Source organism: Metabacillus halosaccharovorans, from assembly GCF_002019635.1.
GTDB lineage: Bacteria > Bacillota > Bacilli > Bacillales > Bacillaceae > Metabacillus > Metabacillus halosaccharovorans.
The window spans coordinates 2,028,290-2,055,079 of record NZ_KV917372.1 but is presented as its reverse complement, the minus strand read 5'-3'; the positions used below and the strand labels follow the sequence as shown (position 1 = coordinate 2,055,079).

The following is a 26,790-nucleotide window of genomic DNA, read 5'->3' as shown; positions in this document are numbered from 1 at the left end:
AAAATCAGTGATATAATTATAACCAGGTACTAATAACATGTATTAATTTAAGGAGGATGTACATGAGTTTATCATTAAAAGGACGTAATATTGTCGTAATGGGTGTAGCGAATAAACGCAGTATTGCTTGGGGAATTGCACGTTCTTTACATAATGCCGGAGCACGATTAATTTTTACATATGCTGGTGAACGTCTTGAGAAATCAGTTCGCGATTTAGCTGATTCATTAGAAAGTAATGATTCACTTGTTCTACCTTGTGATATTACAAATGATGAAGAAATTAAAACATGCTTTGCCACAATTAAAGAACAAGTTGGAGTGATTCATGGTATTGCACATTGTATCGCGTTTGCTAATAAAGAAGAGTTACAAGGTGAATACCTAAACACAACACGTGAAGGTTTCCTGCTTTCACAAAACATCAGCTCATATTCTTTAACAGCTGTTGCTAAGGAAGCAAGAGGTCTATTATCAGAAGGCGGAAGCATTGTGACGCTAACGTATCTTGGTGGAGAGCGTGTACTGCCTAACTACAATGTAATGGGTGTTGCAAAGGCTTCTTTAGAAGCAAGTGTAAGATACTTAGCAAGTGATCTTGGAAAAGACGGAATCCGTGTTAACTCAATTTCCGCTGGTCCGATTCGAACTCTTTCTGCAAAAGGTATTAGTGACTTTAACTCAATCTTAAAAGATATTGAAGAGCGTTCTCCACTTCGCCGCACAACAACTCCGGAAGAAGTTGGAGATACTGCATTATTCTTATTCAGTGATTTATCTCGAGGAATGACTGGAGAAAATCTTCACGTTGACTCAGGATACCATATCTTAGCATAATTTTTGATCATATTAGAAAATCGACTTAGCCGTTTGGTTAAGTCGATTTTTTTTATACTTTAAGAAAGTTTAACTATATTTAAGGATTAAAGTATAAGAAAAGACATCGACTTCCGCCATTCTTGACGGTAAGTCGTGTTTTTCTAAGAAAAAATCCTAGAGCCTAGAAAATAGGCACATTACCCAGTACTCCCGCATAACATGTTGAGTGTGTAGACTCTTGTTTAGGAGGGAAACGAATGGCAAATAAGCAAAATTACAAAATGAAGCCCCTTATGTATATTGTTCAACCTGATTCTGATGGTGTTCATGTAAATATGCAGTCTTATGTTGTGAAAAAAGCAAAACAAAAAGTGGTGGAGAAGCCAAAACAATCAGAAGTTGTTGTTAATACAGTAGTAGAGGAAGCAGTCGAAACTGAACTGCTAGGGGCTGTTAGTACGGCTGTGGAGATTCAAGAGGAAGAACAGGTAGAAGAAGAACCTACAGTTAAGCAGTATCGAAAGCAAAGAAAACCTATTACCCAGATGAACGTTCAGGAAAAGATTGAGTTTTTTAAACATTTACCGAAAAATATGCCTAGGACACTTTGTCAGATCAGTACAGTTGAAGAAACATACCGTGGAGTGATTATGACAGAAGAAAATGACATTGTTACAATTCGATCGTTAACACATTCTAAACCGATTGATATACCGCTAAATCAGATTAAAGAAATTAATTTGTTAGGTTTCTAACGTACTTAAACAAAAAAAGTTAGGCACATTTGTGTCTAACTTTTTTTGATGAGATTTTTAATCAACTAATAAACGGGGTGATAAGCATTGAATTGCACAGAAACAGCTTAGGTCAACCTCTACACAATTTCTTGTTTTAACAAGCTCTTTTACATCACAAATTTCATGAGCAATATGTCCATGACAATCGATTGGAAGCAGTAGTCTAAGCGTTGCACAGCAATGATGAATCTTTTCGACTCTGAAAAAGTTTGTTTCAAAGCATTCCGCACCAACATGACCGAATGCTTTAAATGGCTCACCCTTTTCATTTAACAGAATAAAGGGTATTGTATCTCCAAGTGATTTGACAGGGTTTAGAAGGTTTGAATAACAACTAGTTGGACATTTCTCATCTTCGACAGCTTCCTGTTGATTCAGTATATTTTCAACCGCATCACAGACACAGTTAAAGGCATTATTATGTCTCATTTTTGATATCCCTCCCACCAATAGTTCTTATTAATAGTATAAGAATTAATTGGCCAATAGGTTCTGGGGAAAGTGCCTATTTTTCTGGAGATCTTGTTGCATATATAAAAAGAAAAGACTGCCGATTGTTCAGCAGTCTTTGATGATCCAGTTTATTTGTGGTGTTTTTTTCTTTCGTCTGCAACACGGTCCACTAATTCCGGTGATAAGCATTGGATAGCACAGAAGCAATCAAGGTCTACTTCGATGCAGAAGTCAGTCTTTTCAAGACCGAAGAAATCTTCGTCACAAGGATTACATACGCTTAGCGTATTGCCATCAACATCAACCGGACGTAATAATGATAATGTTGCACAGCAATCTTCAACAGCTTCAACACGGAAGAAGATTGTTTGGAAGCAAGTCATGTCTCCATTGAATCCACCAACATTACCGAATGCTTTAAAGAGTTCACCTTTTTTTCCGTAAAGGATGAAAGGAATTGTATCTCTTTGAGGACCAGAGACAGGGCCTAATAAATTGCTGTAGCAGCTAGTTGGGCATGAGATTTCTTCTACTGCTTCTTGTTCAGCTAAAATTTGTTCAACGGCTTCACATACGCAATTATTGTCTCTATCTTTTTTATCTTTGCAACCCATTGAATAGTCATCTCCTTAAATGATTTATTGACTTTAGTCCTTAACAGACTATGTGGGAAATGACTAGTTGGTGTGGGTTATCGTCTATATTGTATGTATTCATCCAGAAAGTTTTTAGGTGAATGTATCAAAAAAAGAGATGAAACTTGTCTTCTTAAAACAAGGCATCGGATACTTTGCTGCTAAAGTAATTAGTGTTTTGCTGGTTGATTGAAGCTCCAGGATGCTCATCTTAAGTGGGGTGGGCGGTGAGCCTCCTCAGCGCTAGCGCTTGCGGGGTCTCACCTATCCCACAACTCCCACAGGAGTCTCGCACCTTCCGCTTCAATCAACCTACAAAGTTATTGTTTACAGATGCTATTAAATATAGACTCATATAAAGTTTAATAATAATAAAATTAGTTGGATACAACATATGATATGATCTTTACTTAGTTGAGGATAAAAACATAAACTGAAAAGGCAGTTTCCGCAAAGATTGTGGCTTTTAAAACAATATTTTAACTCTATAGTGAAATGGAGCGGAAGACACTCGACTCCTGCGGGAAGTAGAGGGAATGCTGAGACCCCGCAGGCTAAGCTGAGGGAGGCTCAGCTTCCTCCCCGGCGCATGGAGTGTCTGCAGCGTAATGGAACGAACTAATTTTTACCTTCAACTACATTTAAAACAGCATAAAAAAAGCAGGGCAGCCCCTGCTTCTTGTCATTAGAAAATGTCGATGTTAACAACTAGTGCGATTAAGATTTGAAGAAGAACTTGAAGTGAGATTGCAACGTCTGTGTCAGTTGTTGTAACTTTTACATCTTTTGAATTTTCAATGACTAGTTTTTGTTTGTTAACTTGTTTCATATCTGCTTCTTGAAGTAATTGTTGTGTTACTTGCTCTGCACGAGCGCTGTCAGCAATTGTTAAGTTGATAACAAGTGCAATTGCCACTTGAAGTGCTACTTGTAGGGAAACAGCTACTTGAGTATCAGTTGATTTAATATCAATGTCACAAGAATCTCTTACAATGATTGTTTCTGAAGAAATTTGCTCTGTTTCGCTTACTTGATTAGCTCCTTGTGATACTTGAGCATCGTCGCCAAAGAAATTGCCAACGTTTGCTCCAGCCACCTCGTTGTTGTTGTTATTGTTGTTGTTGTTGTGATTACCACAGCCACAATGTGTTGGATGACAAGAATTACGGTCTAATGCAACCCACTCATATGGTTTTGCTTGCATGTTTTAATTCCTCCTTTCGATGTACTATTATTAAATGTCAGGATTTTATTTTTGTATAAGACAAACATCTTGGTGTTTTCACCCATTTTTAGTTTATTTGTCTTTCTTTTTATTTTTTAACATGTCACGTAGTGTCATGTTTTTTGGTGCTTCTTCAACTTTTTCAGGATCTTCTTTTTTCGCCTGAGCACCTTTTACAAATTCATTCACTTGTGCTTGAAGATCTGCTACTACCTTTTTTAACTGTTCCTTTTGGTCGTCCGTTAATTTCTTTTTACTTTCATCTGAGATGTTATTTTTGCTTAATACGTCTTGAACGAATAGTTGCATCATTGTTTGTGAGATGTCTTGAAGATTTAATTTATCATTAGACAATGTCATTCACCTCCATAACATAAATGGATAGGGGAAATAGCGCATAGCGACCCCTTCCCCATAAAGATTTTTTATTTATCTCTGGTAGTTTTATAGGATATCAATTGATACTAACAATGCTAGTAAAATTTGAATTAGAACCTGGAGAGAAATGGCTACATCTGTATCAGTTGTTGTAATCTTAACGTCACGGGAATTCTCAATGATTACTTTTTGTTTATTTGCTTGCCTAATAACAGAGTTTTGTAGTAAATCCTGAGTTACTTGTTCAGCACGGGCGCTGTCAGCAATTGTTAAGTTAATAACTAATGCAATCGCTACTTGAATTGCTGCTTGTAATGAAACAGCTACTTGTGTGTCTGTTGATTTAATATCAACGTTGCAGGAATCTTTAATGTGGATAAATTCCTCTGAAACTTGAACTGTCTCATTTGTTTGAACCGCATCTTGTGTTGGGCTAGTTTTATCATGCTTACATTTGCAATCATCTAAGGCAGACCATCTAGTTGACATCCAAATTCACTCCTTTCACGATAAGAGGTAAAAAGGGGACACAACGATTAACCGTTACGATGGGACGTTTAGGGAGGAAAGAAATCGTGAGGTATGCTGTGTTCCCTTTTACTTGTATATAATGCAGATTCACTAGGTTTTGAATGAGGCAAACATACAGGTTTGCACCCATTTTTCTTATAAATGCTGATGGACAAATGACTGTTTAGGGATTTGGCCTATACATAAAAAAATTAACATGTCCAAGTTCATAAAATAAAAATGCCTTCATAATGTATAAAGATTATGATTAGAAAGGTGGGAGGGGATGATCACATGGGTAGAATTTTTGATCATTGCATTGGCATCTTTTCGGTTAACGAGATTAATGGTTTTCGATAAAATCACCTCCTTTATTCGCAGTCCATTCCATCGTGAAATTGAAGAGATAAACGAAAACGGTGAAACCGAAATTTATATTGAAATTAAAGGAAAAGGAATACGAGCATGGATCGGTGAATTATTAAGTTGTTATTGGTGTACAGGGGTCTGGTGTACAGCCTTTTTATGCGGATTGTGGTGGTTTTGGCCAATAGGTGCCGAACCATTACTTGTGATTTTAGCCATTGCAGGCTTAGCCGGAATCATTGAATCTATCGTAGGGAAACTAATAGAATAGGCAAAACACATAGAAACATAAAAGCAATTACACATAAGATGAGATATAGATGCTAAATGACTGCAGACTGTAAAAAGAACAACTGACTTCTTCTGCATAACGTCTAAAAGCTATATTAAATCGATAGGAAGGTGGGATAATCATGAAAAAGGCAAACTTTAATCCTTCCGGAAGACCGACTAACTCGAATCAATCGATCTCTGTGTCAAAACCTAAAAAGGTAAAAAAGAGTGGCTGCGGCTGTGGAAAGAAAAATAAACGTGTGTAGCTTTTAATAGGTTTGAATGGAGAGACTACTTTACATAATTGGTAGTCTCTTTTTAATGGTAAAAAACATATTACATATATTTACATATATATCCACATACTAAATTAAGTTATTATTTCAAAAGTTAGGGAGATAGTTATATGCCAGATTGGATTGAAGTTGTCATTCGTTCTTTTTGCATCATTGGTGGCCTTTTTTTTATTACGAAGTTACTTGGGAAAAAGCAATTATCCAAATTATCTTTTTTTGAATATATTGTTGGCATAACAGTAGGAGATATTGCGGGAACCATCACGATGGATATTGAATTAAATATCTTGAACGGAGTGGTTTCTATCTTAATATGGACGTTATTTCCCCTTGTCATATCTCATATCTCGCTTAAAAGTAAGAAGTTTCGGGATGTTGTTGAAGGAAAAGCAACTACGTTTATTCAGGATGGGAAAATCTTAGAAGGAAATCTAAAGTACGAAAAATATAGTACAGATGAATTACTTGAACAGCTGCGCAAGAAAAATATCTTTCAAGTTTCTGATGTTGAATTTGCCATATTAGAGACGAATGGAGAGCTAAGTGTTTTATTAAAAAAAGAAAAGCAGCCAACAAAATGGGAAGACTTTTTCGGAGAAGGGCCAAAACAGAAAACACCGTTAACGGTCATTATGGATGGAAACTACTTAGAAAGTGCTATTTATGAGGGTGGCTATAGTTTAGATTGGGTGAGGAGTAAGTTGAAGGAGAAAAAAAGAAATGTGAAGGATGTATTTCTTGCTCAACTCGACTCTGATGGGAATCTATATGCAGATTACTATGATGATGAACTAAAAAAGCCGGAAACAGGAGAGAAAAAATGAATATTTTAGAGCTGTTTTTTGAAGGATGGCTGAATTCTACTATGAAAAAGCATGATCGGATTCAATCTGGAGAAGATGTGAAATTGGCTGAACTGCATGACCAATTAAAAACATTAGACCAAACAACAGAAGATTTTGAATATCGAATGGAGAGCGCAGCAATAGAATATGAAAAATGGGTGAAGTCAAAATCAAAGTGAAATTAAGGCAGAAACACTGTTATTCGTCCACACCGTTTTCTCAATACCTACATAGATTATAAAGAAGTTAGGGTAGAGGAGGTGCTTATGCTCATGGGTTACGGCTACGGTGGTGGTAACTATGGTTATGGCGGTGGCGGATACTACGGAAGTACTTTCGTATTAATCGTTGTATTGTTCATTCTTTTAATCATTGTTGGTGCATCTTTTTATAACTAATGTGTGAAGCTTTAATGACGAACCAAGTACGAGCATGGTAGGCTGCTCGTACTTTCGTCTTTTTAATAAAGTTTTTACTTAGTATAGGTGTCTAGCTCCAGCGCCTAGACCCTCGGGGTCATAAGCCAATTTGGAATTGAAGGCAAAGAACGCCTTCTATTCCAAATCGTCTTATGCCTGTCGGGTCTGATCAAGGCGCTTGTGCTTTTCTAACTTGAATTTTATTAAAAAGACGAATTTCCTATCACATTTTAGATGGAATTCCATACGATATATCATGAATTAAGGAGGCGGGAAAATGGATAGCAAATTCTTTAAGAATCTTGAAGGAAAAACCGGCGTTAACATGAATGATATTTTCTCATTAGCTAACTCATTACAAGGTGCAAACTTTAAAGATGAAAAAACAGTACGCAGCGTCATTCAACGAGTTTCTAAGATTGCCAATAAACCAGTTAACAAGCAAATGGAAGATAAAATCGTTAACTCTATTGTTAACGGAAATGAGAAATTGGATTTTAATACGATTTCTAAAATGATAAATAAGAAATAAACAGAAAAAGGGTCTGACTTATGGTCAGACCCTTTGTAGTAGGTTAGAAAATTAAGTTCTGCAAAAAAAACTCTCTTTTGCAAAATAGATTAAGAATTTGCAAGAATATAAGTCAAACTTGCAAAAAAAATTTGAAATCTGCAAAAAACTAGTGGAAGTCTGCAAACATGAGCTGATTTTGTAAATGAAATCAGACTTAGAGCAGCTGTTTTCTAACTTATTTCATCATTCCTCGTATAAACCGGGAAGGGACAGCCTTTCGACCTCTCCGATAAGAGGGAACAGACAAATATAAATGTTCTTTTGCCCGCGTCATCGCTACATAAAGTAATCTTCTTTCTTCCTCAAGGTGTTCGAACTTTTCCTTTCGAGCCGACTCCAAAGCGAAATCATGTGGTAAAGAGCCGTCGACAACACCTAATACATAGACATATTTAAATTCAAGGCCTTTTGACCGGTGTATCGTCATAAGCTGGACTCCGGATTCCTGTGTTGATGTTTTTAATGATTGCTGTGTCACAATCATATGGTCAACATGCTGGAGAAAATCAGTAACAGTCATGAATTTCTTCGCAACTACCTTTAAATCATTCAAGTCATCTGAGCCCTTTTCCATTGCATTTCCTTCATTACCTTGCTTCTTTAAGTAATCAACAAAGCCTAAATCTTTTTCAATGATCGTTAATGCAACAGCCGGTTTTTCATACTGAAGAGAGTTGATCCTTGGGATGATTTTCTTTAGCTTTGCTTTTTGAAATGCAGGCAGTCCATTTACATGCAGCAGAGCTTCAACAAGTGAGCAGTCATGCAGGATGGATAAAGCTTTGACATCATTGAGAACCGATTGTTTTAAAAATAAAGCGCGTATCAACTCCGTTATGGCGGAGCTGTCATCAGAGTTCATACTTAGGCGAAGATAGGATAAAATACCACGTACTATTTTTCTTTCATAAAAGGATGATTGTCCTTTTTCAATAGTAAAAGGAATGCTTGATTGAACAAATCGTTCAAATATTGCTCGTCCACCTGTATGTGTACGATATAAAACGGCAAATTCTTCGGGTTTTGCTCCTGCTTCAATTTTCTCCTTCATATCTTGCAGAATCATTGTAGCTTCTTCCTCTTCATCATATGGAAAAAAAGCAACAGGTGAGTGTGGCGTTTCATATTGAGCGATCATTTGCTTGCTGAGTCTTTGTTTATTTTTTGATATAACATCATTTGCTGTTGAGACAATTTGATGATCAGAACGATAATTAGCAGAGAGTGTAATCACTTTTGCTAATGGGTATTCTTGTTTGAAATTTAAAATAAATGACGGTTGACTGCCTCTAAAACTATAAATAGTTTGATCATCATCACCGACACCGCATAGATTGTTAGTATGACTTGATAATAGCTTAATAAGCTTATATTGGACAGGATTAATATCCTGAAATTCATCAATTAAAAAATACTGAAACCGTTGTTGATAAGAGGATAAAAGATCAGGATTTTCATTTAGTAGCTCATAGCATTTTACAAGCATATCATCGAAGTCAAATTGACCGCGCTGTTGTTTTTGATCCTCGTATTCTCTATAAAGAGTGAGTGCGGTTTGCTCCCAATCATCAGCAGGCTTTAAACACTGGGGCATTTGCATTGTATTTTTCCAATAACCGATTTGTTGGATTGCTTGGTCAAATGGAAAGTCCTTTTCAACAATTCCTAATTCTCTGCAGGAGGCTTTTAGATAGCTTTCCTTTTGCCAATCCCATTTTAACAGGTGTCGGCTATTCCACTTCTCACGATCGTGGTGGATAAGGATTTTATAAAAGATACTATGAAATGTTCCAATGACCAATTGATTAAGCTTTGCAGCCTGGACAGAAGAGTTTGCAATAAGCCGTTGCTGCATTTCTTTTGCGGCCTTTGCTGTAAAGGTGACAAGCATCATCGATGTAGGTGAAATCTTTTTTTCTTCAATCATGTATAAAGCTCTTGTTGTTAATACACGTGTTTTTCCACTACCGGCACCAGCTAAAATAAGCAAAGGTCCTTCAGTCGTTGTGACAGCTTCTTTTTGTTCCACATCCAGTGGAATGCCCAATAGGGACGCAGGAGCTTTTACTTTTACTGAAAAAGGAGTTCTCCCTTTTAGCGTTTTTGGTTCACGCCATTTTGTTGTTTCTTTTTTATCAGCTGTAGCAATACTTCTGGATTTTGGTAACCGAAACCCATTGTGCTCAGAGTCGTTCTCTGTTGTTGTTTCATGAGTAGGTGTTTCTTCTTGCTGCGGAAAATCGATATGAAATTGCTTCTGGCATGTTTCATTTAATTCTCTGTTTGAGTGATAAAAATAGGGAGGATGGTTAATGCCTAAATACAGCTTCACCGGTTTTCCGCAGCACCTGCAAACAACAGCTTCTTTTAAGGATTCTTCATGTATTCTTTGGATTTCCTGCTGAGGTAATTGTGTTAAGGAGATGATTGATTCGTTCATTTTTGCTGAATTCATTGTTGTCCTCCTCCCTTAAAATAGGATATTTCATCGTATGTATATAGAAAGTTAGTATAAGCGAATAAATGAAGCGACAAAATCTATGATAACAGAACGAGAACTGAACGAAAAGTGAAAGAAAATGGTTTAACCTTCCAAAGATATGGGAAATAAAGAATAAGGAGTGATAAAAATGGGATATATCTTACCGATACAACATGATACATACACTCAATACGCTAATCGATCTGTCTCAGTTCAACAACATTATGCACATGTTTTGCCAACATCCGCAATCACATTGAATACTCGTCATCTCCGGGAAAGTCCACAGGCAGAACAACAAAAGTTTGCAGATATTTTAAAGGATAAAATGAAGCAGAATAAATACATAGCAACATATACAGGAAAAGGAAATCACTTGAATGAATATGTTTAGATAGGAAAAAGGGATTGGTTCCAATTGGAAACAATCCCTTTTTCAATTTAGAAAGATTGTACATGTAACCCTTTCCCTTCTAACCACTCTGCATAGAGAACTTCCTCTGTCCGAAAAATATTCTGTTGCTTTAATTGCTGCTCAAGCCAATTGTAATTAAAACCAGCTTCAATTAAGTTATCTTTTAAAACTTTTCCATCGCTAATAATTGTAATGGGGATGTGAACTTTTTCCTGATTCACTTGAAGATCTGACTTTGTTGGATTTTCGAATTCTGCTTTTTTAAGAATACTGACGGTACCATCTGTTTCAAGGACAGCATAATCCAGCTCCCTAATCGAGAATACACCCTTAGATCGAATTAAATGCTGCAATTGATTAATGTCAAGTTTACACTTTTTTAAGCTGTCTCTTAGTATTTTTCCCTCTCTAATAATAATGGTTGGCTTTCCTTCAAGAAATCCCCTAGTTTTACTCCACTTTTGCGTAATTATTTCTAAGATGAAAATGAGAAGTCCCCAAATGAAAACAGCATAAAATATTTCAGCAATACTAACTTGATCATCAAAAACGGCATTCCCGACCAATTCACCTAAAACAAGGGCAGAGATAAAGTCAAATGTTGTAATTTGTGTAATTTGTGTTTTTCCTAATATTCTTGTGATAACAAAGAGAGCAATAAATCCAAAGATAAGTTCAATTGTTATTTGTCCAAAATGCATATTCAAAACCTCCGTCACACAAGTCCATATATAGTATCTTTAGCGTCATAATTGTTTTTATACTAAAGAAATATGAGAGAAATGATTGAAATAAAAAAAGGAATGGAAGGAAAGAATATTAAAAAATTCTTAATTGTAGAAGGAGGCGTATAAGTGTCTGAGGATTATAACATACTTACCTCAACTGAAATTGCATCACTTTGGACGACCTATATGAATGAGAGCATGGTGAAGACGATGTTATCACATATGCTTAGAGATATAGAGGAGAGTGAAATAAAAACAGGGGTCCAGCAATCTTATGAACTGGCGAATCATAATTTGAATTTTTTAACAGAATTTTTCCAGAAACATAAATATGCAAAACCAGTTGGATTTACAAATGAAGACATATATACAAATGCACAAAAATTATACTCCGACACATTTATCCTTATCTATATTAATCACATGTCAAAGGTGGCCATGCTGGGGTATTCAGGTTGTTTGGCTATGTGTGTACGAGAAGATACAAGGCATTTCTTCACGGAGTGTTTGAAAAAGGCGGCAGATTTATATAACTCCACCCTTGAAATTGCTGACAAAAAAGGCTTTTATGTCAAACCACCGTACATAGAAGTACCAGAGGACAGTGATTATGTGGAGACGAAAAAATATCTTAGTGGTTTAAATCCTTTTTCAGAAAAACGGCCATTAAATGCGATTGAGATTTCACATTTATACATGAACATCCAAACCAATTCAGTCGGAAGTAAATTATGCTTAAGTTTTGGACAGACATCTCAAAATAAGGAAGTACAGGAATATATGATGAGAGGAAGTGAGATTTCAAAAAAACATGTAAAAATTTTTACAAAAACATTGGCTGAGAGTGATATCTTAGCACCTGGTTCTCCTGATGTTTGTGTAAGTGATTCTACATCACAAACATACTCCGATAAATTAATGATGTTTCAAATGTCGTTGCTTAGTGCAGCAGGTGCGGGTAATTACGCAACAGCTGCAGCAGCAAGCCAACGGGCGGATTTAGCGGTTAATTATGAAAGGCTTTCTGTAGAAATTGCAGAATTTGCAAAAACCGGAGCAGATATCATGATAAATAACAATTGGCTTGAGCAGCCGCCAGGTTTAAAGGATCGCAAAAAGCTTGTAAAGAAGGATATATAGAAAAAAGCTAACATTCATGTTAGCTTTTTTCTATATCCTTGATCATCGTCACATGAGGTATCCCTGCGTCCATAAACTCATCAGACACAACCTCATAACCTAACTTCTCATAAAAAGGAATCGCATGGGTTTGTGCGTTAAGCTTTAGCTTGCTTACACCTTGCTGAGTCGCAATTTCTTCTAATTTTTCAACAATCATTCGACCAGCGCCGTTTTTGCGGCTTGATGATAAAACACAGATTCTTTCAAGTTTGCCTATGCCGTCGACAACTCGCACCCGTCCTGCACCGGCAGGCTTTTGACTGTCATCATATAGCACGACATGTGTTGCTTCATTCTCAAGTTGATCAATTTCTTCTTCCACTGGAACTTGTTGTTCATCTACAAAAACAGTGTATCGTACTGAAAATGCATCATCTAGTTGTTCTTTTGTTGTGACTTGTTGTATGTTCAATTATTCGCTTTCCTTTCCGAGTAAAAATGTTTCGTGGACAGTCCAAGTACCGTTTTCTAATTGGTATAAAAGGTGAAAACGATCAATAACTTCTTCATGACGAATATCCAACATTTTAAGATTTCCTAAAACATCTGAATGTTCATCGTCTGATAGTTTTTGACCAATTGTTATATGTGGAACAAACGCATACTCCGGCTTGCTATTCAGTGATCCTGTATGCAGCTTTTCATGGAGAGCTTTAAGCTCATCTGTCGGGTCTACTTTTAAATAAATGACGTTATTCACAGGTGAAAAAGAGCTTACCTTCTTAATGGATATGTGCAAAGGTTTTGTTGCTTCAGCGATCTCACGTAACTCTTTTGCAATAGCTTTAATTTCAGTATCTTCTGCATCAAATGCTGTTTTTAACGTTAAATGCGGTGGAACTAAAGCGTAATGTTTGTCATATCGTTTACGGTAAGAATTGGCAAGATCCTGCAGTTTTTTAGATGGAAAAAGGGCAATTCCGTATTTCATGTCATTCCCTCCTAACGAGTCATTGTAATGTTAGTATATCAAATTTTTGAAAATAAAAATATGTACGTATGATGTGCCTGAAAATTACTCGAATATTTGCTTGAAAATCGGAGTTAAAGAAGGCTGCCAATACTTCCATGTATGATCGCCATCAAATTCTTCATAGGTGTATGAAAATCCCTTTTTTTCAATCGCTTCTGCAAGCTTGCGGTTCGGTGTCACAAAATCAAGGATCTCACCATGAGTTGTTTTTACAGCTGTTTCTTTCTTTCCAATTTGATGATAAACAATTGGACGAGTAGATGAAGTAAAGTTTTCTACTGCTTCCAATACATCATCACTTACAAATGGGGATTGCAAAATGAGTTTACCAAAAATATTTGGATACATTAAGCCTGTCAGCAATGAAACGGTTGCCCCTAAAGAATCTCCGATAAGAGCACGGCCGTATCCGATTTGGTAGGTTGGAAACTCCTCATCCAAATATGGAACAAGCTCATGTGCAAGAAAGCGTATATACTGCTTAACCTTAACTCCATTAGGATGATATTTGTCTCGGCGGTCATCCACATCTTTGTATGGAATTCCTACAACAATAACATTCTCAATTTCTTCTTCTTTCATGAGTGCTTCGAGTTGTCTGCCAACTCGGCCCAGCTTGAAATAATCCTGACCATCCTGTGCAATTAACAAACTATACTTATATAAAGGAGAAAAATTTTCCGGAAGATAAATAAGTAATGTTACTTCTTCCTCTAAAGATGCTGAAAAAAAGGAACGCTCCTTTATAATACCTGTTTGTTTACTCATCATTTCCCTCCTTAATGTATGTGTTTGAAACCCTTTTCTATTTTAACACGCCTGAGATGATTCATCCTTAAAAATGCAAATAGAAAGATAGAGAAAAAAGGTTTGAAAAAATGGGACAAGGGAATGTACATAGTAAACCTATTAAAAAAGAGTGAAAGGAGAATCACAATGAAAAAACAAGCCTTATCAAAGAGGACAGTGGTTTTATCCGGTGTTGCGCTATCAACAATAGGTGTTACTTCTTATTTATTAAAAGATGAGAAACGAAAAGATAAAATGAATTATGGAATACAGCGAATAAAAAATAAAGCAAAAATCCTATTATCTAGGAAGGAACCAGTTATGGAAAAAGCCGGACATCCCGATCCTTATGATATAGAAGATAATTCGATGGTTGCGGAAGGATCTATGTACTCTGTCAATTATTTTAATGAAAAATCGAAATCTTAGTAGAAGCCGACAAAACGTCGGCTTTTTGTGTGGGAATTATTATACAAATCAAACTATTTCAATAATTGTATTGCATTCTAAACTCGAATCATGTAAAGTAGTAAAAAAAGTAAACCAAAAAATTTCATATATTTCTTATCAAGAGAGGCAGAGGGACTGGCCCTATGAAGCCTCAGCAACCGGTTCATAACGAGTGAAGATCTGGTGATTGATATTTATTTTCTTAGAAACTACCTATGTTGGTTTTTAAAAGCACCGACAGATGATGAAAAATGAAGCGAACAAAGCGATTTTGTTTGTTCGAAGCATTTTTCATTATCTGTCGCAGGCTTGCATCGCAAGCCGCAAGCACTTGCGTGTTTTTAAAAACCCCACTTAAACAAATTAAGTAGCTTCTAAGTTCATAAGTAAATATTAAGCTAACACATTTTACGAAAGATCTTCCACGAGTGCCAAGGTGCTAAATCCAGCAAGCCACACCAGCTTTATGCTTGAGAGATAAGAAGAAGCGCATTTAAAACAATACAGTCTTCTTCTTAACGGGGAAGACTTTTTATTTTGCCTTAGAAGATAATAAAAAATCGTGTACTTTGATAGGTGCTTAGACATCCAGCTCCAGCGCCTAGCCCCTCGAGGTCATAAGCCACAAATGAATTGAAGACAAAGAACGTCTTCTATTCATTTGCGTCTTATGCTTGTCGGGGCTGACCAAGGCGCTTGCGCTTTTGTTTAACGCTTTCTCTCATGTCCATAATCATTAATTCAAACTTTAGGAGTGACAAACATGAGCAAACGAATTGAAACGAAATTAGCCCAAATTGGTAACAGAAGTGAAAATGTAACAGGTACTGTAAACCCTCCAGTTTATTTTTCTACAGCATATCGTCATGCAGGGATTGGAGAATCAACAGGATTTGATTATATACGTACAGGAAATCCTACTAGGTTACTCGTAGAGCAGGCAATCGCTGATTTAGAGCATGGTGATCGGGGATTTGCCTTCAGCTCGGGAATGGCTGCAATCCAAACGATCATGGCTTTATTTCAAAGTGGAGATGAATTAATCGTCTCATCTGATTTATATGGCGGAACATATCGTTTGTTTGAAAGAGAGTGGAGAAAGTACGGACTATCTTTTCAATACGATGATTTCACAAATCCAGCGGAAACAGAAAAGTTAATAAATGAGAAAACAAAAGCTTTATTTATTGAAACACCAACAAATCCATTAATGCAGGAAACAGATATAAAAGAATTAGCAGCAATTGCAAAAAAACATGATATTTTAGTGATTGTTGATAATACCTTTTATACTCCTGTGCTTCAAACGCCAATTTTAGATGGTGCTGATATTGTCATTCATAGTGCAACAAAATATTTAGGTGGACATAATGACCTACTAGCCGGTTTAGTTGTAACAAAAGGCCAGGAACTGAGTGATGAGTTTTTTCAGCATCAAAATGCGATCGGAGCAGTTTTATCTCCATTCGATTCATGGTTATTAATGAGAGGGATGAAAACATTATCTCTTCGTATGAGACAGCATCAGCAAAATGCTCAGCAGGTTGCACAATTTTTAGAAGAGCATCCTGACGTACTTGATGTACTTTATCCCGGAAAAGGTGGAATGCTTTCTTTCCGTTTGCAGGATGAAACATGGGTAAATCCATTTTTGAAAAACTTAAAAACTATTTCATTTGCTGAAAGCTTAGGCGGAATTGAAAGCTTTATCACATATCCGGCTACCCAAACTCATATGGACATACCTGAAGAAATTCGCATTGCTAATGGTGTCTGTAACAAGTTATTGCGCTTTTCAGTAGGTGTTGAACATGCGGAAGATATTATAGAAGATCTTACACAAGCATTTAAAGCAATGAAGGGAGCGGTAGCAATTGAGCAATCATAATTGGTCATTTCAAACAAAACTACTTCATAATGAATCAAAGGTGGACCACAGCACAGGATCGGTAAGTGTGCCTATTCACCATTCTTCCACTTTTCATCAATTTAATGTTGATGAGTTTGGAAAGTATGATTATGCCCGTTCAGGAAATCCGACCCGTGAAGCTTTGGAACAAGCTATAGCAGAATTAGAGGGTGGATCCAAAGGGTTGGCATTTTCTTCAGGAATGGCTGCTATTTCAACAGCATTCTTATTGTTATCGCAAGGTGATCACGTATTGGTAACAGAGGATGTATATGGCGGGACATTTCGGATTATTACAGACGTATTAACTCGTTTTGGCATTGAGCATACATTTGTTGATATGACAGATCTTCATCAGGTTGCATCTGAAATCAGACCAAATACGAAGGTGATCTATATGGAAACACCTTCAAATCCATTGTTAAAGGTAACCGACATTCAAGGTATTGTGAATTTAGCAAAAGCAAATAATTGTTTAACCTTTTTAGATAATACGTTTTTAACTCCGGAGCTTCAAAGACCTTTGGAGCTTGGTGTGGATGTTGTGCTTCATAGTGCAACGAAATTTTTAGCAGGTCATAGTGATGTGCTTGCAGGACTTGCGGTTGTAAAAGACCCTGATCTTGGGGATCGCTTATATAAACTACAAAATGCATTTGGGGCAGTGCTTGGTGTACAGGATGCATGGTTAGTACTTAGAGGGTTAAAAACATTACATGTACGATTACAGCAATCACAAGCTTCAGCATTAAAGATCGCTGAGTTTTTAGCTGATCATCCAAAGGTGGTTGAAGTATACTACCCTGGCTTAAGCTTTCATCCGGGACATGATACACAGCGATATCAAGCAGACGGACCAGGAGCAGTTTTATCATTTAAACTAGCAGATGGAGATGCGGTAAGAACGTTGGTGGAGAATGTTGAGCTTCCTGTTTTCGCTGTAAGCTTAGGGGCGGTTGAATCGATTCTTTCGTATCCGGCAAAAATGTCACACGCAGCAATGCCTCCAGCTGAACGTGAAAAACGTGGGATTTCTGATGGATTGCTTCGACTAAGTGTAGGGTTAGAGAAAGTGGAAGACTTGATTAAAGATTTTGATGCAGCATTGGAAAAGCTTCCGGTTGTAAAGAAAAGTGAAAATGTGAATGTATAAAGAAATAATGCTGACTCTTATGGGTCAGTTTTTTTGAATAGCGGTAACGATAGGTTCTTATTATACAAGATATAAACGTACATAATTATCTTTATTTCTTCTAAAACTATCTATAATTCATTCAAGAAGAGGAGATATCTTTATGAGGAAACGAATTGTTTGGATACTAGCAATATCTTGTTTATTGATACCCGTCATTGCCAGTGCACACGTAAAATGGTTTGCAACAGTCGAACCCGAAAAAGTCAGCATTGAACAAATCCTATCGCCATTTTTTATTACGATTTCTTTATTATGTGCAATTATTTTAGCCGTCTTATCCCAAGTAATGGGTAAATTAATGGATATTCCTCTTGCAGCAAAAATTGATATGAAACTGGACAGCTTTCGAAAGTATTTGAGGTATTTACTGAAGTATGGAACAGCTTTATCCTTTATTCTTCAGGTTGTGAATGGGACGATGTTTGCACCTGAGTTTGCGATTCATCAAACATGGCAAACCCTCATCATGTGGATTATAATCATCTTCTTGCTTATTCCGCATCACTATGCGACGAAAATTGCAGCTCTTTTTATGTTAGGGTTATTTATCTTTGTATGGAGTGAAGCGGGTTGGTTCCATATGTTAGATTATGGGTTCTATGTAGCGATTATCGGCGTATTATTAATTGGGAAAACAAAGCTGGAAAATGTGGGATTTCCATTTTTATACCTGGGGACCGGTTTAAGTTTATGTTGGGTAGCTGTTGAAAAGTGGGTTTACCCAATGATGACGACAGAGATTATCCACCATCACAATGTTCCGACATTTGGCTTTGAACCTGGAATATTTGTTGTTCTGTCAGCTTTTATCGAGTTTGTAGTAGGGTATTTATTAGTGGTTGGTATCCTGAATAGAGTTTTAGCTGTTGTCGTGACCATCTTATTTATCTTAACAACAACAATTTTTGGCTACACTGAGGTTGTTGGACATGCAATGATTCACATTGTCCTGCTTATCTTTATTATTGAAGGGATTTCGTTTTACCACCCTCCAATTAAAATGCATAAATCAAAGTTAGATCAAATGATTTTTGTATCACTAAACTTCCTGTTTGTTTTAAGTACATTTTTATTGATTTATTATCGATTTGCATAAGAAAAAGAGCTAACTGATTTAAAGTTAGCTCTTTATGTTTCATTTGAACTTAAAAATTTATGTGTTTTTTGTGCAGGAAGAGGCCGACTAAAATAATATCCTTGAAAATCTGTACAACCCTTAGATAATAGGAAGTCCAGCTGTTCCTTTGTTTCAATCCCTTCTGCAATAATTTGAATATTTAACTCACGAGCAAGAGTAATAAGGGCTGAAATAATGGCTGCATCTTCCTTGTTGTTTGGAAGAGTTGAAATAAATGACCGGTCAATTTTAATTGTATCAATTCTAATTTGTCTTAAATACGTAATAGAAGCATACCCTGTACCGAAATCATCAATCGAAATTTTTACTCCTAAATCCTGCAATCGTTTCACAGAATGTTGGATATGCTGATTATGTTGGTTTAAAACACTTTCAGTGATCTCAATTTCTAAACAATTGGGTGTAAGGTCAAATTCAGATAATGTTTCTTCTACAAATGCTGGAATGTCAGTAAGAATAAACTGATTGATTGAGACATTAACCGCTATAGGAACAATTGGATACTGCTGTTTCTTCCATTCATGAAGTTGCCTGCATGCTTCCCAAATGACCCAACTACCTAATTCTTCTATAAAGCCACTTTCCTCTGCTGAAGGGATAAAATGAGCTGGACCGACTAATCCTTTTTCCGGGTGATTCCAACGGATTAAGGCCTCAAATCCAATTACTTTCCCTATCTCTGCATTCATCTTTGGTTGATAAAATAATTCAAATTGGTTCTTATTTAATGCATGGCGAAGCTCCTCGTTAAGCATGAATAACTCAATTCCTCGCTCTGTCATTGATTCATCATACAATGCTACTGACTTACCGCCAGCTCCTTTTCTTTGATACATCGCTATATCGGCATTCTTAATGAGAAGATCTAAGGAGTTTCCATGTTCTGGATATACACTAATTCCAATACTTGCAGTAACATTAAATTCTCGATTTTCTATAATAATAGGCTTTCTGATTTCATGAATAATTCTTTCTGCAATAGTAAATAGAAGTTTTTCATCAGAAACATCACGTAAAAGAAGGACAAATTCATCGCCGCCCATACGAGATACAATATCTCCATCACGCACATGATCGGTAATTCTTTTAGCAACTTGTTGAAGAAGCTTGTCACCGAATGCATGACCAAATGAATCATTAATCGGTTTGAAGCGATCTAAGTCCATGACTAAAATCGCAAACTTCGTTTTATTCTCCTTCGTTTCTTGAATAATGTCTTTGGAAATATCATGAAGAAATCGAATATTATAAAGATCAGTTAATATGTCATGTGATGCTAAATAATGGATTTCCTGCTCTTTAAGATTTCGTTCAATTGCGAGACCGGAAAGGTAGCTAAAAACATTTAACAACTCAATTTCATAGCGTTCAGGTGCACGAACTTTAGGATGGTAAATAGCGAATGTTCCTAATAGAACCCCTTTAGTCGACAGAATCGGCATTGACCAACACGAATGAATTCCATGATCTAATGCAATTCTCCTCCATTCTTCCCAACTAGGATCGGTTTCTATATTTGAAGTTATTGCTAACTTTTTTGTGTAGGCTGCATGCCCACAACAAGCATTGTTATACATGACTGGGAACTGATCTACCTGTTCCAGAAATGATGATGGAAGTTTGGAAGCATATGCCACACGAAGCCAATTATGTTCTTTTTCATAAAGCATAATCGAACAATAACTTTCATTTGATAGTTTCTCAACAGTTTCAACAATCCCTTGAAGAATCTTTTGAATAGGTTCTCCTGACGCAATTCTTTCTAAATATCTGTACTGAAACACCTTTACCATTTCACTTAGTTTTTGATCTGTTATATCTCTGGCAACTCCATGTATTCCTATTAATTTTCCATTTAAGGTAGAGGGGATTGTTGTAATTTGAAAGTCAACAAGGATACCATCTTTTCTCACAATCTTTGCTTCATTTGTTTGAGTTTGTCCGTATTTAACATGATTAAACTTCTCCATTATGAACGGAAGGTTATCCTTTGCAATAACAGATTCAAAGTGATGTCCAATAAGTTCATCTTTATGATATCCAGTGATTTTTTGAAGCTCTTGATTAATATCTAAAAAAGTCCCATCTATATCTATTGAAAAGACACCATAGGGATGGTGTTCAAATATAGATTTATATGTTTGATTACTGCTTAATAAATCAGTTATATCGCGCCCGATGACTACAATAGTATCTGGATTTCCAAGCGAGTCGTAGACAGGCGTTTTTATGACTTCAAAAATATGATCCTTTCCGTTGATTGTAATAATTTCCTCTATTTTAATTTGTCTTCCTTCATCCCATGCTTTCTGGTCAGAAGATTCAAAGTCGGGTGCGAAGGGAGCAATTCCAGCACCTAGGTGTCCTAGTTCTTCATCTGTTTTGCCTTCATAAGAATTTTCATCTAACCCGAAAATATCAAGTGTACGCTGATTTGTTTTGATCCAACGACCCTTGTAATCCTTCAATACGATAATATCAGGACTTGTATCAATAATTTTTGTTAAGATTTCTTTCTGATCAAGTGCCATTGGTTATCCTTCTTCTTTCGTTTTTATGATATACGTATAGATATTATACTATACAGAATTATCTGGGAACTAGTGATCTATGATGGTAGATATAGGAAACTTGTCAAGATTCCTATGCATGTACAGAGAGGTTTTATCATATATAAAAAAGAGCTAGCGCTTTAACTAAAATTTCAAAGGGGGAACAGAGATGAAAAAAATGCGTCATAGCTTGTTATTTATCCTACTCCTTGCCTTCATGTTGGTCATGGCTGCCTGTAATAGTGGTGCTGATTCGGGTAATACAAATGAAGAAGAGGGCACAAACGGATCTGAAAATAATTCAGGTGATAAGCAAGATTTAAGCTTATTAACAGGTGGTACAGGTGGAACTTATTATCCACTCGGCGGCCAGATCGGAAAAATTATTACCGACAACACAAATGCAAATATAACACCACAAACATCAGGGGCCTCAGCTGAAAACATGGAAACCTTAAGAGCTGGAGAAGCGGAAATAGCATTTTCACAAACAGACATTGCCGCATATGCGATTGATGGATTAGAAATGTTCGAAGGAAATGCGATTGATAATATTCAAGCAATTGGATCTTTATATCCGGAAACAGTTCAACTAGTCACAACGAAAGATAGCGGTATTACGTCAGTAGAAGACTTAAAGGGAAAAGCAGTATCCGTAGGTGCGCCAGGTTCTGGGGCATATATCAATGCCATGCAAGTGTTAGAAGCTCATGGATTAACAGATAAAGATATTAAACCTCAAAACCTATCATTTGATGAATCAACTGATGGCATTCAAGCCGGAACGATCGATGCGGCTTTTATTACAGCAGGGACTCCAACAGGTGCGGTAGAAGCACTATCAGCCCAAAACGATATCCTAATAGTTCCATTTGCAGAAGATAAAATTCAAGCATTAATTGATCAGTATCCATATTATGCACAAGATACAGTTGCTGCAGGAACATATAAGATAGAAGAAGATGTAACAACAGTCGCTGTAAAGGCAATGCTTGTTGTAACAAAAGACTTAGATGAAGAGCTAGTCTACGAGATGACAAAATCACTATTTGAGAACACAGATAAAATTACGCATGCTAAAGGTGAATTGATTACACCTGAAACTGCACTTGAAGGATTGGGAAATCTGGAATTACATCCAGGTGCAGCGAAATATTTTGAAGAAAAAGGGATACAGTAGTAGAAATAGAATTCCAGAGTTTTGAAGAATAATGATGAGAATCGTGTCAAAATGGGAGGGTTTTGTCATATGATAAATCCATTTTGACATGATTCAAATATTTTCTGGGAAATAAGTCGAACAGTGATAGAGAAGAAGTGTTGACTTGAGGTGGGTAACTGAATATAATAGAATATGTAGCTTAAAGCGTTACATAAAATAATATATTGATCCGATAGTTCAGTGGGAGAACACTACCTTGACAGGGTAGGGGTCGGGGGTTCGAATCCCTCTCGGATCATCAGAGTGAAGCTTCAGTTCCTTTTAAATAAGGGATTGGGGCTTTTTTGTTTTTATTCGCAAATCTTTTTAGTACTTTACTTTATTTTGAACATTTTTAAGTTTTATATAATAAGTTTCTCTTACATTTTACTGTATATACCTTCTATAACGATAAGTGTTATTAACACGTCTTGGGGAAGAGAAGCACCGAACCTTTCAAATATATCATCTTCATCAATCGGGCCAGATTGGAGAAAATCAGTTAGAATGAAATTGAGATTATGAAGAGTTATACTTCAACTAAAGTGGCAGGTTTATGACATAAGCATTAAGAAATGAAAGATAACAATATTATCTGTAATGATTTTTGCATTTATTTAATTCAAGATCATTACAGATTTAATTGTTATAATATGACCTAAATAGGCCTGACATAATTACTTTGTTTTTAAAATGTAGTTTGCTTAATCAGTGTGGGCGACAGCCTTGACTTCAATCAATTGCTCTGGGAACGCCAGGTAAGTCACTCCGATGAGGCTGCCGGCTGGTCTGTGTTGTTCTAGATATTCCTTGAACAGACTGATTACTGGTTCGGAGTGGTCTTGCGGATTTGTTAGAAAGACTTCCACATAAGCGAGGTTGTACTTCGTGATACCAAATTCCTCCAAAACCCGATCGAGGTTCTCAAATGTTTGTCGAGTCTGAGCCTCAATATTCTCCTTACCAACGAACATACCATCCTTATCGTGTGAAAATTGACCAGAAATGTAGATAGTATCGTTGACGCTATATCCTTGCGTAATGCCGTGATCCCATAGGTTGTGATTGTAGGTTTTAACATTAGTCATTTTTTTCTCTCCTTTATTTCAAAGTAAGGTAAGTATAAAATGAATACAAAGAAAAAAATAGTACGCACTATTTAGATAGTTACTACCGGAAAGGATAGTGTCAATATGAGTATGGCTGATTATAAAGAAAAGGGTAATATCCAAGAGACACCTTTCGGATATACATTGTCAGTTGTTGGAGGTAAATGGAAAATGTTAATTCTGTATCTCCTTTCGGAAAATCAACCTGTTCGATTTAATGATATGAAAAGAAGATTAGGAACTATCACCTTTAAAACATTGAGTTCACAACTAAAAGATTTGGAAGCAGATGGGATGGTTAGACGAAAAGAATATCCTCAAATCCCTCCTAAAGTGGAATACAGTCTTACACATAAAGCAGAAACGCTATTACCTGTTTTGGAACAGTTATGTGAATGGGGAGAAAAAAACCGCAATAATTAACTTCTTGTTGTATAGCTAATAAGGATCGATTTGGAAACAGAGTGAGAATAATTCAGTTTCATACTTTAAAGAACAGTTACCTACCTAATATGTAGCTGTTTCCTTATCTAACAGTCGTGTCAGCATTCCTTTAATAATGAAGAGAAACTTTCTTATGGCACAAACAGGGCAGCATTCTTGTATTAAATTAAATCTATCTTATGGCAGAAACGTGGCTGGTTAGCTGAGGAATCAATGTAAAAAGGAGGTTAGAATGTTCTAATCTCCTTATTTATCTACCATTTTTTCTGCTATTAGTTTATAGTCTTTTTCGCTTATTTCTATATGACCATATCGAAAGGAATAACCCCAGTATTTTGTATTTTTAATAAATGACAGTTTTGAGATTAGTGGTTTAATTGGTGTTTCAATGCTAGGGAAAAAATCAATATTTCTTCGAAAAGGTACAAAATCATTCCCCACATTTACCTGATAAACATCCTCATCAATAATTTTTCCAATAGCAGTAAATTTTTGAAGAGGAGCACTCTCTTTAAAATTTACCTTAGGAGAGTAAAAAATGATCCAATCACCAGTGCTCATTTTTCTTAAAGGCGCATGTTTGCCATGGCAAAGCTGAGCAAATCCGCCTTGTACTGCATTTAAAACATGATCACGTGAAGCTACTCCAATCCAAAACCGTCTTGTATTATGCATTAGAGTTAGCATCCACAATTATCAGATAGATTAACAACTTGAGCAACATCTGATACAGGAAAATTCATTTTTTTCCATGCAGCTATCCCACCAGTCAACTCTTTTACCTTATAGCCACGTTCTAGCAAAAAAGCTGCTACTTTAGCTGCTGTATTACACCAAACATCCCAACAGTAAACTATAATTTCTTTATCTTTAGGAATCTCATGTAATCGTTCTTGCAGCTCTTGTTGAGGAATGATGATAGCATCTTTAATTGTTAGACTTCTTACATGTTCAGGACCGTTTCTTACATCAATTAGAAAGTATCTTTCTGGATTGACTTGTGCCAATCTCAAATAATCCATAGGACTTACAGTTGCTTCCAGACGTGCATTAAAATAATCAAGTGCATTCATTTAATAGTTACCTCCAGTTTTATAATGTATACCAAATTTTCACAAGAAACTCCTTCAGCAATTGTTTTTCTTGATGGTTTAAAGGGGTGAGTACTTCTAATTCCGTTTCAATTAGAAATTCCCAACGTGAATCTAAAACTTGAGTCCCTTTTGATGTGATTAAAAGACTATATGATCTTCTATCATTAGGATTTCTAGTTCTCTCTACAAATCCTAAAGTTTCTAGGTGATCGATATGGCTAACCATAGTCGTCCGATCAATTTGTAGATTTTCGGAAATATCCTTTTGTGAAGAATAAGGGTTTCCACTAATAAATAAAAGGACTCCATATTGTCTAGCATTAATTTTATAAGGAGTCAGTCCTTCAGCAAACTTAGTTTCCATTTGTTGAAGAACTTTTCCTAGCAAAAAACCATATGATTGATTCCATTTTTCCAAGTGTAATATTCACCTCCTAAATTAATCAGTTTTACTAATAATCAGCATAACTGATTAATTAGTAAAATTCAAGTGCTTACCTTCGTATATAAAATAAATAATCTGTTAAAGTTTTCCTTTTATCAAATGAAGTTTTTGAATAAGGTATTTAAACTAGGGGATGACTTCTGGTTCTCTTTTTTATGTAATTAAAGGATGAATTTGTGAACGGTTTTACTTAAATAAAACCAGCTAATAGGCAATGAGACCTTTGAATATAGGCTTCCAAAAACTCCTCTATATTCAGGAAAAACCTGATCCAAAAGAAAGGGTATGCAGCTGTATTTTGGTCTGTGCTGATACTTCAGCAATACTTTCTTGTTGTCTAGTTAGATTACGAAGGTTTAATAGTTAAATTCCTCTTTTTTTATAAGGCTCTAACTCTTCTTTATAAAATAGCTCGCAAAGGTGATAAGAGAGATCGAGTCCCACGGGTGCGACGTTCTACCCCGACTACCGTTATAATAAGAAGCAATAGATTGGGTTTATTGTCAATTCGATATTATGAGTTCATCTTTTTCGTCTTGAGATAGTCAGGTGCTTTAGTTCAAGACCATCTTCAACAAACGAAGCGCGAGTGTTGAAGATCTAATTTCACGTTTTATCTAACTAAAATATGTTAAATGCCTTTCCAATCGGATATTATAATGAAAAGTTTTGAAGAGAGGGAGGAAACTCCCTATTATTTTTAAAGTCTTAACTTCGTGTAAAATATCTATTAACACAACTAGATTTGATACGATTAAACGTCTAAATTCCTTGGTAGTAATGGGATTGAGGCTCTTTTTTTATTGATTAGGTCCCAACTATAAGTGTTATTAACACGTCTTGGGGAAAAGAAGCACCGAACCTATCAATATATCATCTTCATCAATCGGACCAGATTGTTGAAAATCAACTTAAAGATTGTGAAGAATGCAGGTTAGTTTAAAAACGATATACAATAGTATAGGTGACAGAAGGATGTTATTTATTGCAATATGCTTGTTTAAAAACCGAGTAAAATACTAAAACTAACCTGATAGGTAATTTAACCTGGAATAATAATGGGGTGATATTATGAGTAAAGCTAAAGGAAAAGGC

At 36.1% G+C, this 26,790-nt stretch carries 31 protein-coding genes, 1 tRNA gene, 1 pseudogene and 1 riboswitch; of the genes and pseudogenes, 17 read left to right on the top strand and 16 right to left on the bottom strand.

Going from position 1 to position 26,790, the window contains the following annotated elements:
* The first annotated feature begins 62 nt into the window (after positions 1-62).
* Entirely contained in the window at positions 63-836 is a 774-nt protein-coding gene (gene fabI, locus BK577_RS23900) for an enoyl-ACP reductase FabI (protein WP_078435173.1), read from the top strand.
* Between the two features lie 239 nt (positions 837-1,075).
* Entirely contained in the window at positions 1,076-1,573 is a 498-nt protein-coding gene (locus BK577_RS23895) for a CotO family spore coat protein (protein WP_078435172.1), read from the top strand.
* 57 nt (positions 1,574-1,630) lie between these two features.
* Here BK577_RS23895 and BK577_RS23890 read toward each other — a convergent pair whose 3' ends face one another.
* From BK577_RS23890 to BK577_RS23870, 5 genes are all read right to left on the bottom strand, one after another.
* Positions 1,631-2,044, bottom strand: coding sequence for a CotY/CotZ family spore coat protein (locus tag BK577_RS23890; RefSeq protein ID WP_078435171.1), 414 nt, complete (start codon positions 2,042-2,044; stop codon positions 1,631-1,633).
* A gap of 152 nt (positions 2,045-2,196) precedes the next feature.
* On the bottom strand, positions 2,197-2,682 hold the full coding sequence (locus BK577_RS23885) for a CotY/CotZ family spore coat protein (protein WP_078435170.1): 486 nt from the start codon (positions 2,680-2,682) through the stop codon (positions 2,197-2,199).
* Positions 2,683-3,388: 706 nt separating this feature from the next.
* Positions 3,389-3,907 (bottom strand): spore coat protein, encoded by a 519-nt coding sequence (locus BK577_RS23880; RefSeq protein ID WP_078435169.1) that lies wholly within the window; start codon positions 3,905-3,907, stop codon positions 3,389-3,391.
* A gap of 93 nt (positions 3,908-4,000) precedes the next feature.
* Positions 4,001-4,282 (bottom strand): hypothetical protein, encoded by a 282-nt coding sequence (locus BK577_RS23875; protein WP_078435168.1) that lies wholly within the window; start codon positions 4,280-4,282, stop codon positions 4,001-4,003.
* Positions 4,283-4,372: 90 nt separating this feature from the next.
* Positions 4,373-4,795 (bottom strand): spore coat protein, encoded by a 423-nt coding sequence (locus BK577_RS23870; RefSeq protein ID WP_078435167.1) that lies wholly within the window; start codon positions 4,793-4,795, stop codon positions 4,373-4,375.
* A 307-nt stretch (positions 4,796-5,102) separates the two neighbouring features.
* On the opposite strand from BK577_RS23870, the gene BK577_RS23865 reads away from it, so the two are divergent.
* The 6 genes from BK577_RS23865 to spoVIF all read left to right on the top strand — a co-directional run bounded on the left by BK577_RS23865 (position 5,103) and on the right by spoVIF (position 7,547).
* Positions 5,103-5,453, top strand: a complete 351-nt coding sequence (locus tag BK577_RS23865; RefSeq protein ID WP_078435166.1) for a DUF1360 domain-containing protein — start codon at positions 5,103-5,105, stop codon at positions 5,451-5,453.
* A gap of 142 nt (positions 5,454-5,595) precedes the next feature.
* Positions 5,596-5,721, top strand: coding sequence for a hypothetical protein (locus BK577_RS26700; protein ID WP_275955366.1), 126 nt, complete (start codon positions 5,596-5,598; stop codon positions 5,719-5,721).
* Between the two features lie 140 nt (positions 5,722-5,861).
* The gene (locus BK577_RS23860; protein ID WP_078435165.1) at positions 5,862-6,575 is read left to right on the top strand and encodes a DUF421 domain-containing protein; all 714 of its coding nucleotides are present in this window, start codon (positions 5,862-5,864) and stop codon (positions 6,573-6,575) included.
* Positions 6,572-6,775 (top strand): hypothetical protein, encoded by a 204-nt coding sequence (locus BK577_RS23855; protein WP_078435164.1) that lies wholly within the window; start codon positions 6,572-6,574, stop codon positions 6,773-6,775. The genes BK577_RS23860 and BK577_RS23855 overlap by 4 nt, the downstream gene beginning before the upstream one ends.
* 87 nt (positions 6,776-6,862) lie before the next feature.
* The gene (locus BK577_RS23850) at positions 6,863-6,994 is read left to right on the top strand and encodes a YjcZ family sporulation protein (protein ID WP_372496303.1); all 132 of its coding nucleotides are present in this window, start codon (positions 6,863-6,865) and stop codon (positions 6,992-6,994) included.
* Positions 6,995-7,292: 298 nt separating this feature from the next.
* Complete coding sequence (gene spoVIF, locus BK577_RS23845; RefSeq protein WP_026561091.1) at positions 7,293-7,547, top strand: sporulation-specific transcription regulator SpoVIF; 255 nt, start codon at positions 7,293-7,295, stop codon at positions 7,545-7,547.
* Between the two features lie 217 nt (positions 7,548-7,764).
* Here spoVIF and BK577_RS23840 read toward each other — a convergent pair whose 3' ends face one another.
* A complete protein-coding gene (locus tag BK577_RS23840; protein WP_078435163.1) occupies positions 7,765-10,044 on the bottom strand; it encodes an ATP-dependent helicase in 2,280 nt (759 codons plus the stop codon).
* Positions 10,045-10,219: 175 nt separating this feature from the next.
* Here BK577_RS23840 and BK577_RS23835 point away from each other — a divergent pair, with 175 nt between their 5' ends.
* Positions 10,220-10,465, top strand: a complete 246-nt coding sequence (locus BK577_RS23835; RefSeq protein WP_034332652.1) for a hypothetical protein — start codon at positions 10,220-10,222, stop codon at positions 10,463-10,465.
* 47 nt (positions 10,466-10,512) lie between these two features.
* On the opposite strand, the gene BK577_RS23830 is transcribed toward BK577_RS23835, so the two are convergent.
* A complete protein-coding gene (locus tag BK577_RS23830) occupies positions 10,513-11,187 on the bottom strand; it encodes a YetF domain-containing protein (RefSeq protein WP_180321233.1) in 675 nt (224 codons plus the stop codon).
* A 153-nt stretch (positions 11,188-11,340) separates the two neighbouring features.
* Here BK577_RS23830 and BK577_RS23825 point away from each other — a divergent pair, with 153 nt between their 5' ends.
* Positions 11,341-12,354 (top strand): DUF3231 family protein, encoded by a 1,014-nt coding sequence (locus BK577_RS23825; RefSeq protein WP_078435162.1) that lies wholly within the window; start codon positions 11,341-11,343, stop codon positions 12,352-12,354.
* Positions 12,355-12,373: 19 nt separating this feature from the next.
* On the opposite strand, the gene BK577_RS23820 is transcribed toward BK577_RS23825, so the two are convergent.
* The 3 genes from BK577_RS23820 to BK577_RS23810 all read right to left on the bottom strand — a co-directional run bounded on the left by BK577_RS23820 (position 12,374) and on the right by BK577_RS23810 (position 14,137).
* Complete coding sequence (locus BK577_RS23820) at positions 12,374-12,808, bottom strand: GNAT family N-acetyltransferase (RefSeq protein ID WP_026561095.1); 435 nt, start codon at positions 12,806-12,808, stop codon at positions 12,374-12,376.
* A complete protein-coding gene (locus tag BK577_RS23815; RefSeq protein ID WP_078435161.1) occupies positions 12,809-13,327 on the bottom strand; it encodes a YjcG family protein in 519 nt (172 codons plus the stop codon).
* A gap of 84 nt (positions 13,328-13,411) precedes the next feature.
* Complete coding sequence (locus tag BK577_RS23810; RefSeq protein WP_139367426.1) at positions 13,412-14,137, bottom strand: esterase family protein; 726 nt, start codon at positions 14,135-14,137, stop codon at positions 13,412-13,414.
* Between the two features lie 168 nt (positions 14,138-14,305).
* Here BK577_RS23810 and BK577_RS23805 point away from each other — a divergent pair, with 168 nt between their 5' ends.
* The 4 genes from BK577_RS23805 to BK577_RS23790 all read left to right on the top strand — a co-directional run bounded on the left by BK577_RS23805 (position 14,306) and on the right by BK577_RS23790 (position 18,808).
* Positions 14,306-14,587 carry a hypothetical protein gene (locus BK577_RS23805; protein WP_078435159.1) on the top strand — a complete coding sequence of 94 codons (282 nt, stop codon included), beginning with the start codon at positions 14,306-14,308 and terminating at the stop codon, positions 14,585-14,587.
* Positions 14,588-14,719: 132 nt separating this feature from the next.
* Positions 14,720-14,859: riboswitch (SAM riboswitch) on the top strand.
* 512 nt (positions 14,860-15,371) lie between these two features.
* Positions 15,372-16,496, top strand: a complete 1,125-nt coding sequence (locus tag BK577_RS23800; RefSeq protein ID WP_078435158.1) for a methionine biosynthesis PLP-dependent protein — start codon at positions 15,372-15,374, stop codon at positions 16,494-16,496.
* A complete protein-coding gene (gene metC, locus BK577_RS23795) occupies positions 16,483-17,670 on the top strand; it encodes a cystathionine beta-lyase (RefSeq protein ID WP_078435157.1) in 1,188 nt (395 codons plus the stop codon). The genes BK577_RS23800 and metC overlap by 14 nt, the downstream gene beginning before the upstream one ends.
* A 142-nt stretch (positions 17,671-17,812) precedes the next feature.
* Positions 17,813-18,808 carry a DoxX family membrane protein gene (locus BK577_RS23790; RefSeq protein WP_078435156.1) on the top strand — a complete coding sequence of 332 codons (996 nt, stop codon included), beginning with the start codon at positions 17,813-17,815 and terminating at the stop codon, positions 18,806-18,808.
* A 32-nt stretch (positions 18,809-18,840) separates the two neighbouring features.
* Here BK577_RS23790 and BK577_RS23785 read toward each other — a convergent pair whose 3' ends face one another.
* Entirely contained in the window at positions 18,841-21,381 is a 2,541-nt protein-coding gene (locus BK577_RS23785; RefSeq protein ID WP_078435155.1) for a bifunctional diguanylate cyclase/phosphodiesterase, read from the bottom strand.
* 190 nt (positions 21,382-21,571) lie between these two features.
* Between BK577_RS23785 and BK577_RS23780 the strand changes: the two genes are divergently transcribed.
* On the top strand, positions 21,572-22,582 hold the full coding sequence (locus BK577_RS23780) for a TAXI family TRAP transporter solute-binding subunit (protein WP_026561103.1): 1,011 nt from the start codon (positions 21,572-21,574) through the stop codon (positions 22,580-22,582).
* 208 nt (positions 22,583-22,790) lie between these two features.
* Positions 22,791-22,862 (top strand) — tRNA-Val (locus BK577_RS23775).
* A 445-nt stretch (positions 22,863-23,307) separates the two neighbouring features.
* Here BK577_RS23775 and BK577_RS23770 read toward each other — a convergent pair.
* Complete coding sequence (locus tag BK577_RS23770; RefSeq protein WP_078435154.1) at positions 23,308-23,691, bottom strand: RidA family protein; 384 nt, start codon at positions 23,689-23,691, stop codon at positions 23,308-23,310.
* Positions 23,692-23,796: 105 nt separating this feature from the next.
* On the opposite strand from BK577_RS23770, the gene BK577_RS23765 reads away from it, so the two are divergent.
* Positions 23,797-24,135: a winged helix-turn-helix transcriptional regulator gene (locus tag BK577_RS23765; protein WP_026560646.1), complete on the top strand. Its 339-nt coding sequence runs from the start codon at positions 23,797-23,799 to the stop codon at positions 24,133-24,135.
* Between the two features lie 267 nt (positions 24,136-24,402).
* On the opposite strand, the gene BK577_RS23760 is transcribed toward BK577_RS23765, so the two are convergent.
* The 4 genes and pseudogenes from BK577_RS23760 to BK577_RS26540 all read right to left on the bottom strand — a co-directional run.
* Positions 24,403-24,831, bottom strand: coding sequence for an EVE domain-containing protein (locus BK577_RS23760; protein ID WP_026560647.1), 429 nt, complete (start codon positions 24,829-24,831; stop codon positions 24,403-24,405).
* 5 nt (positions 24,832-24,836) lie between these two features.
* Entirely contained in the window at positions 24,837-25,229 is a 393-nt protein-coding gene (locus BK577_RS23755; RefSeq protein ID WP_026560648.1) for a rhodanese-like domain-containing protein, read from the bottom strand.
* A 19-nt stretch (positions 25,230-25,248) separates the two neighbouring features.
* Positions 25,249-25,668: a MarR family winged helix-turn-helix transcriptional regulator gene (locus BK577_RS23750; RefSeq protein ID WP_026560649.1), complete on the bottom strand. Its 420-nt coding sequence runs from the start codon at positions 25,666-25,668 to the stop codon at positions 25,249-25,251.
* Positions 25,669-25,907: 239 nt separating this feature from the next.
* Positions 25,908-26,124, bottom strand: a pseudogene (locus BK577_RS26540) (IS110 family transposase); the annotation flags it as partial.
* Positions 26,125-26,790: the final 666 nt, after the last annotated feature.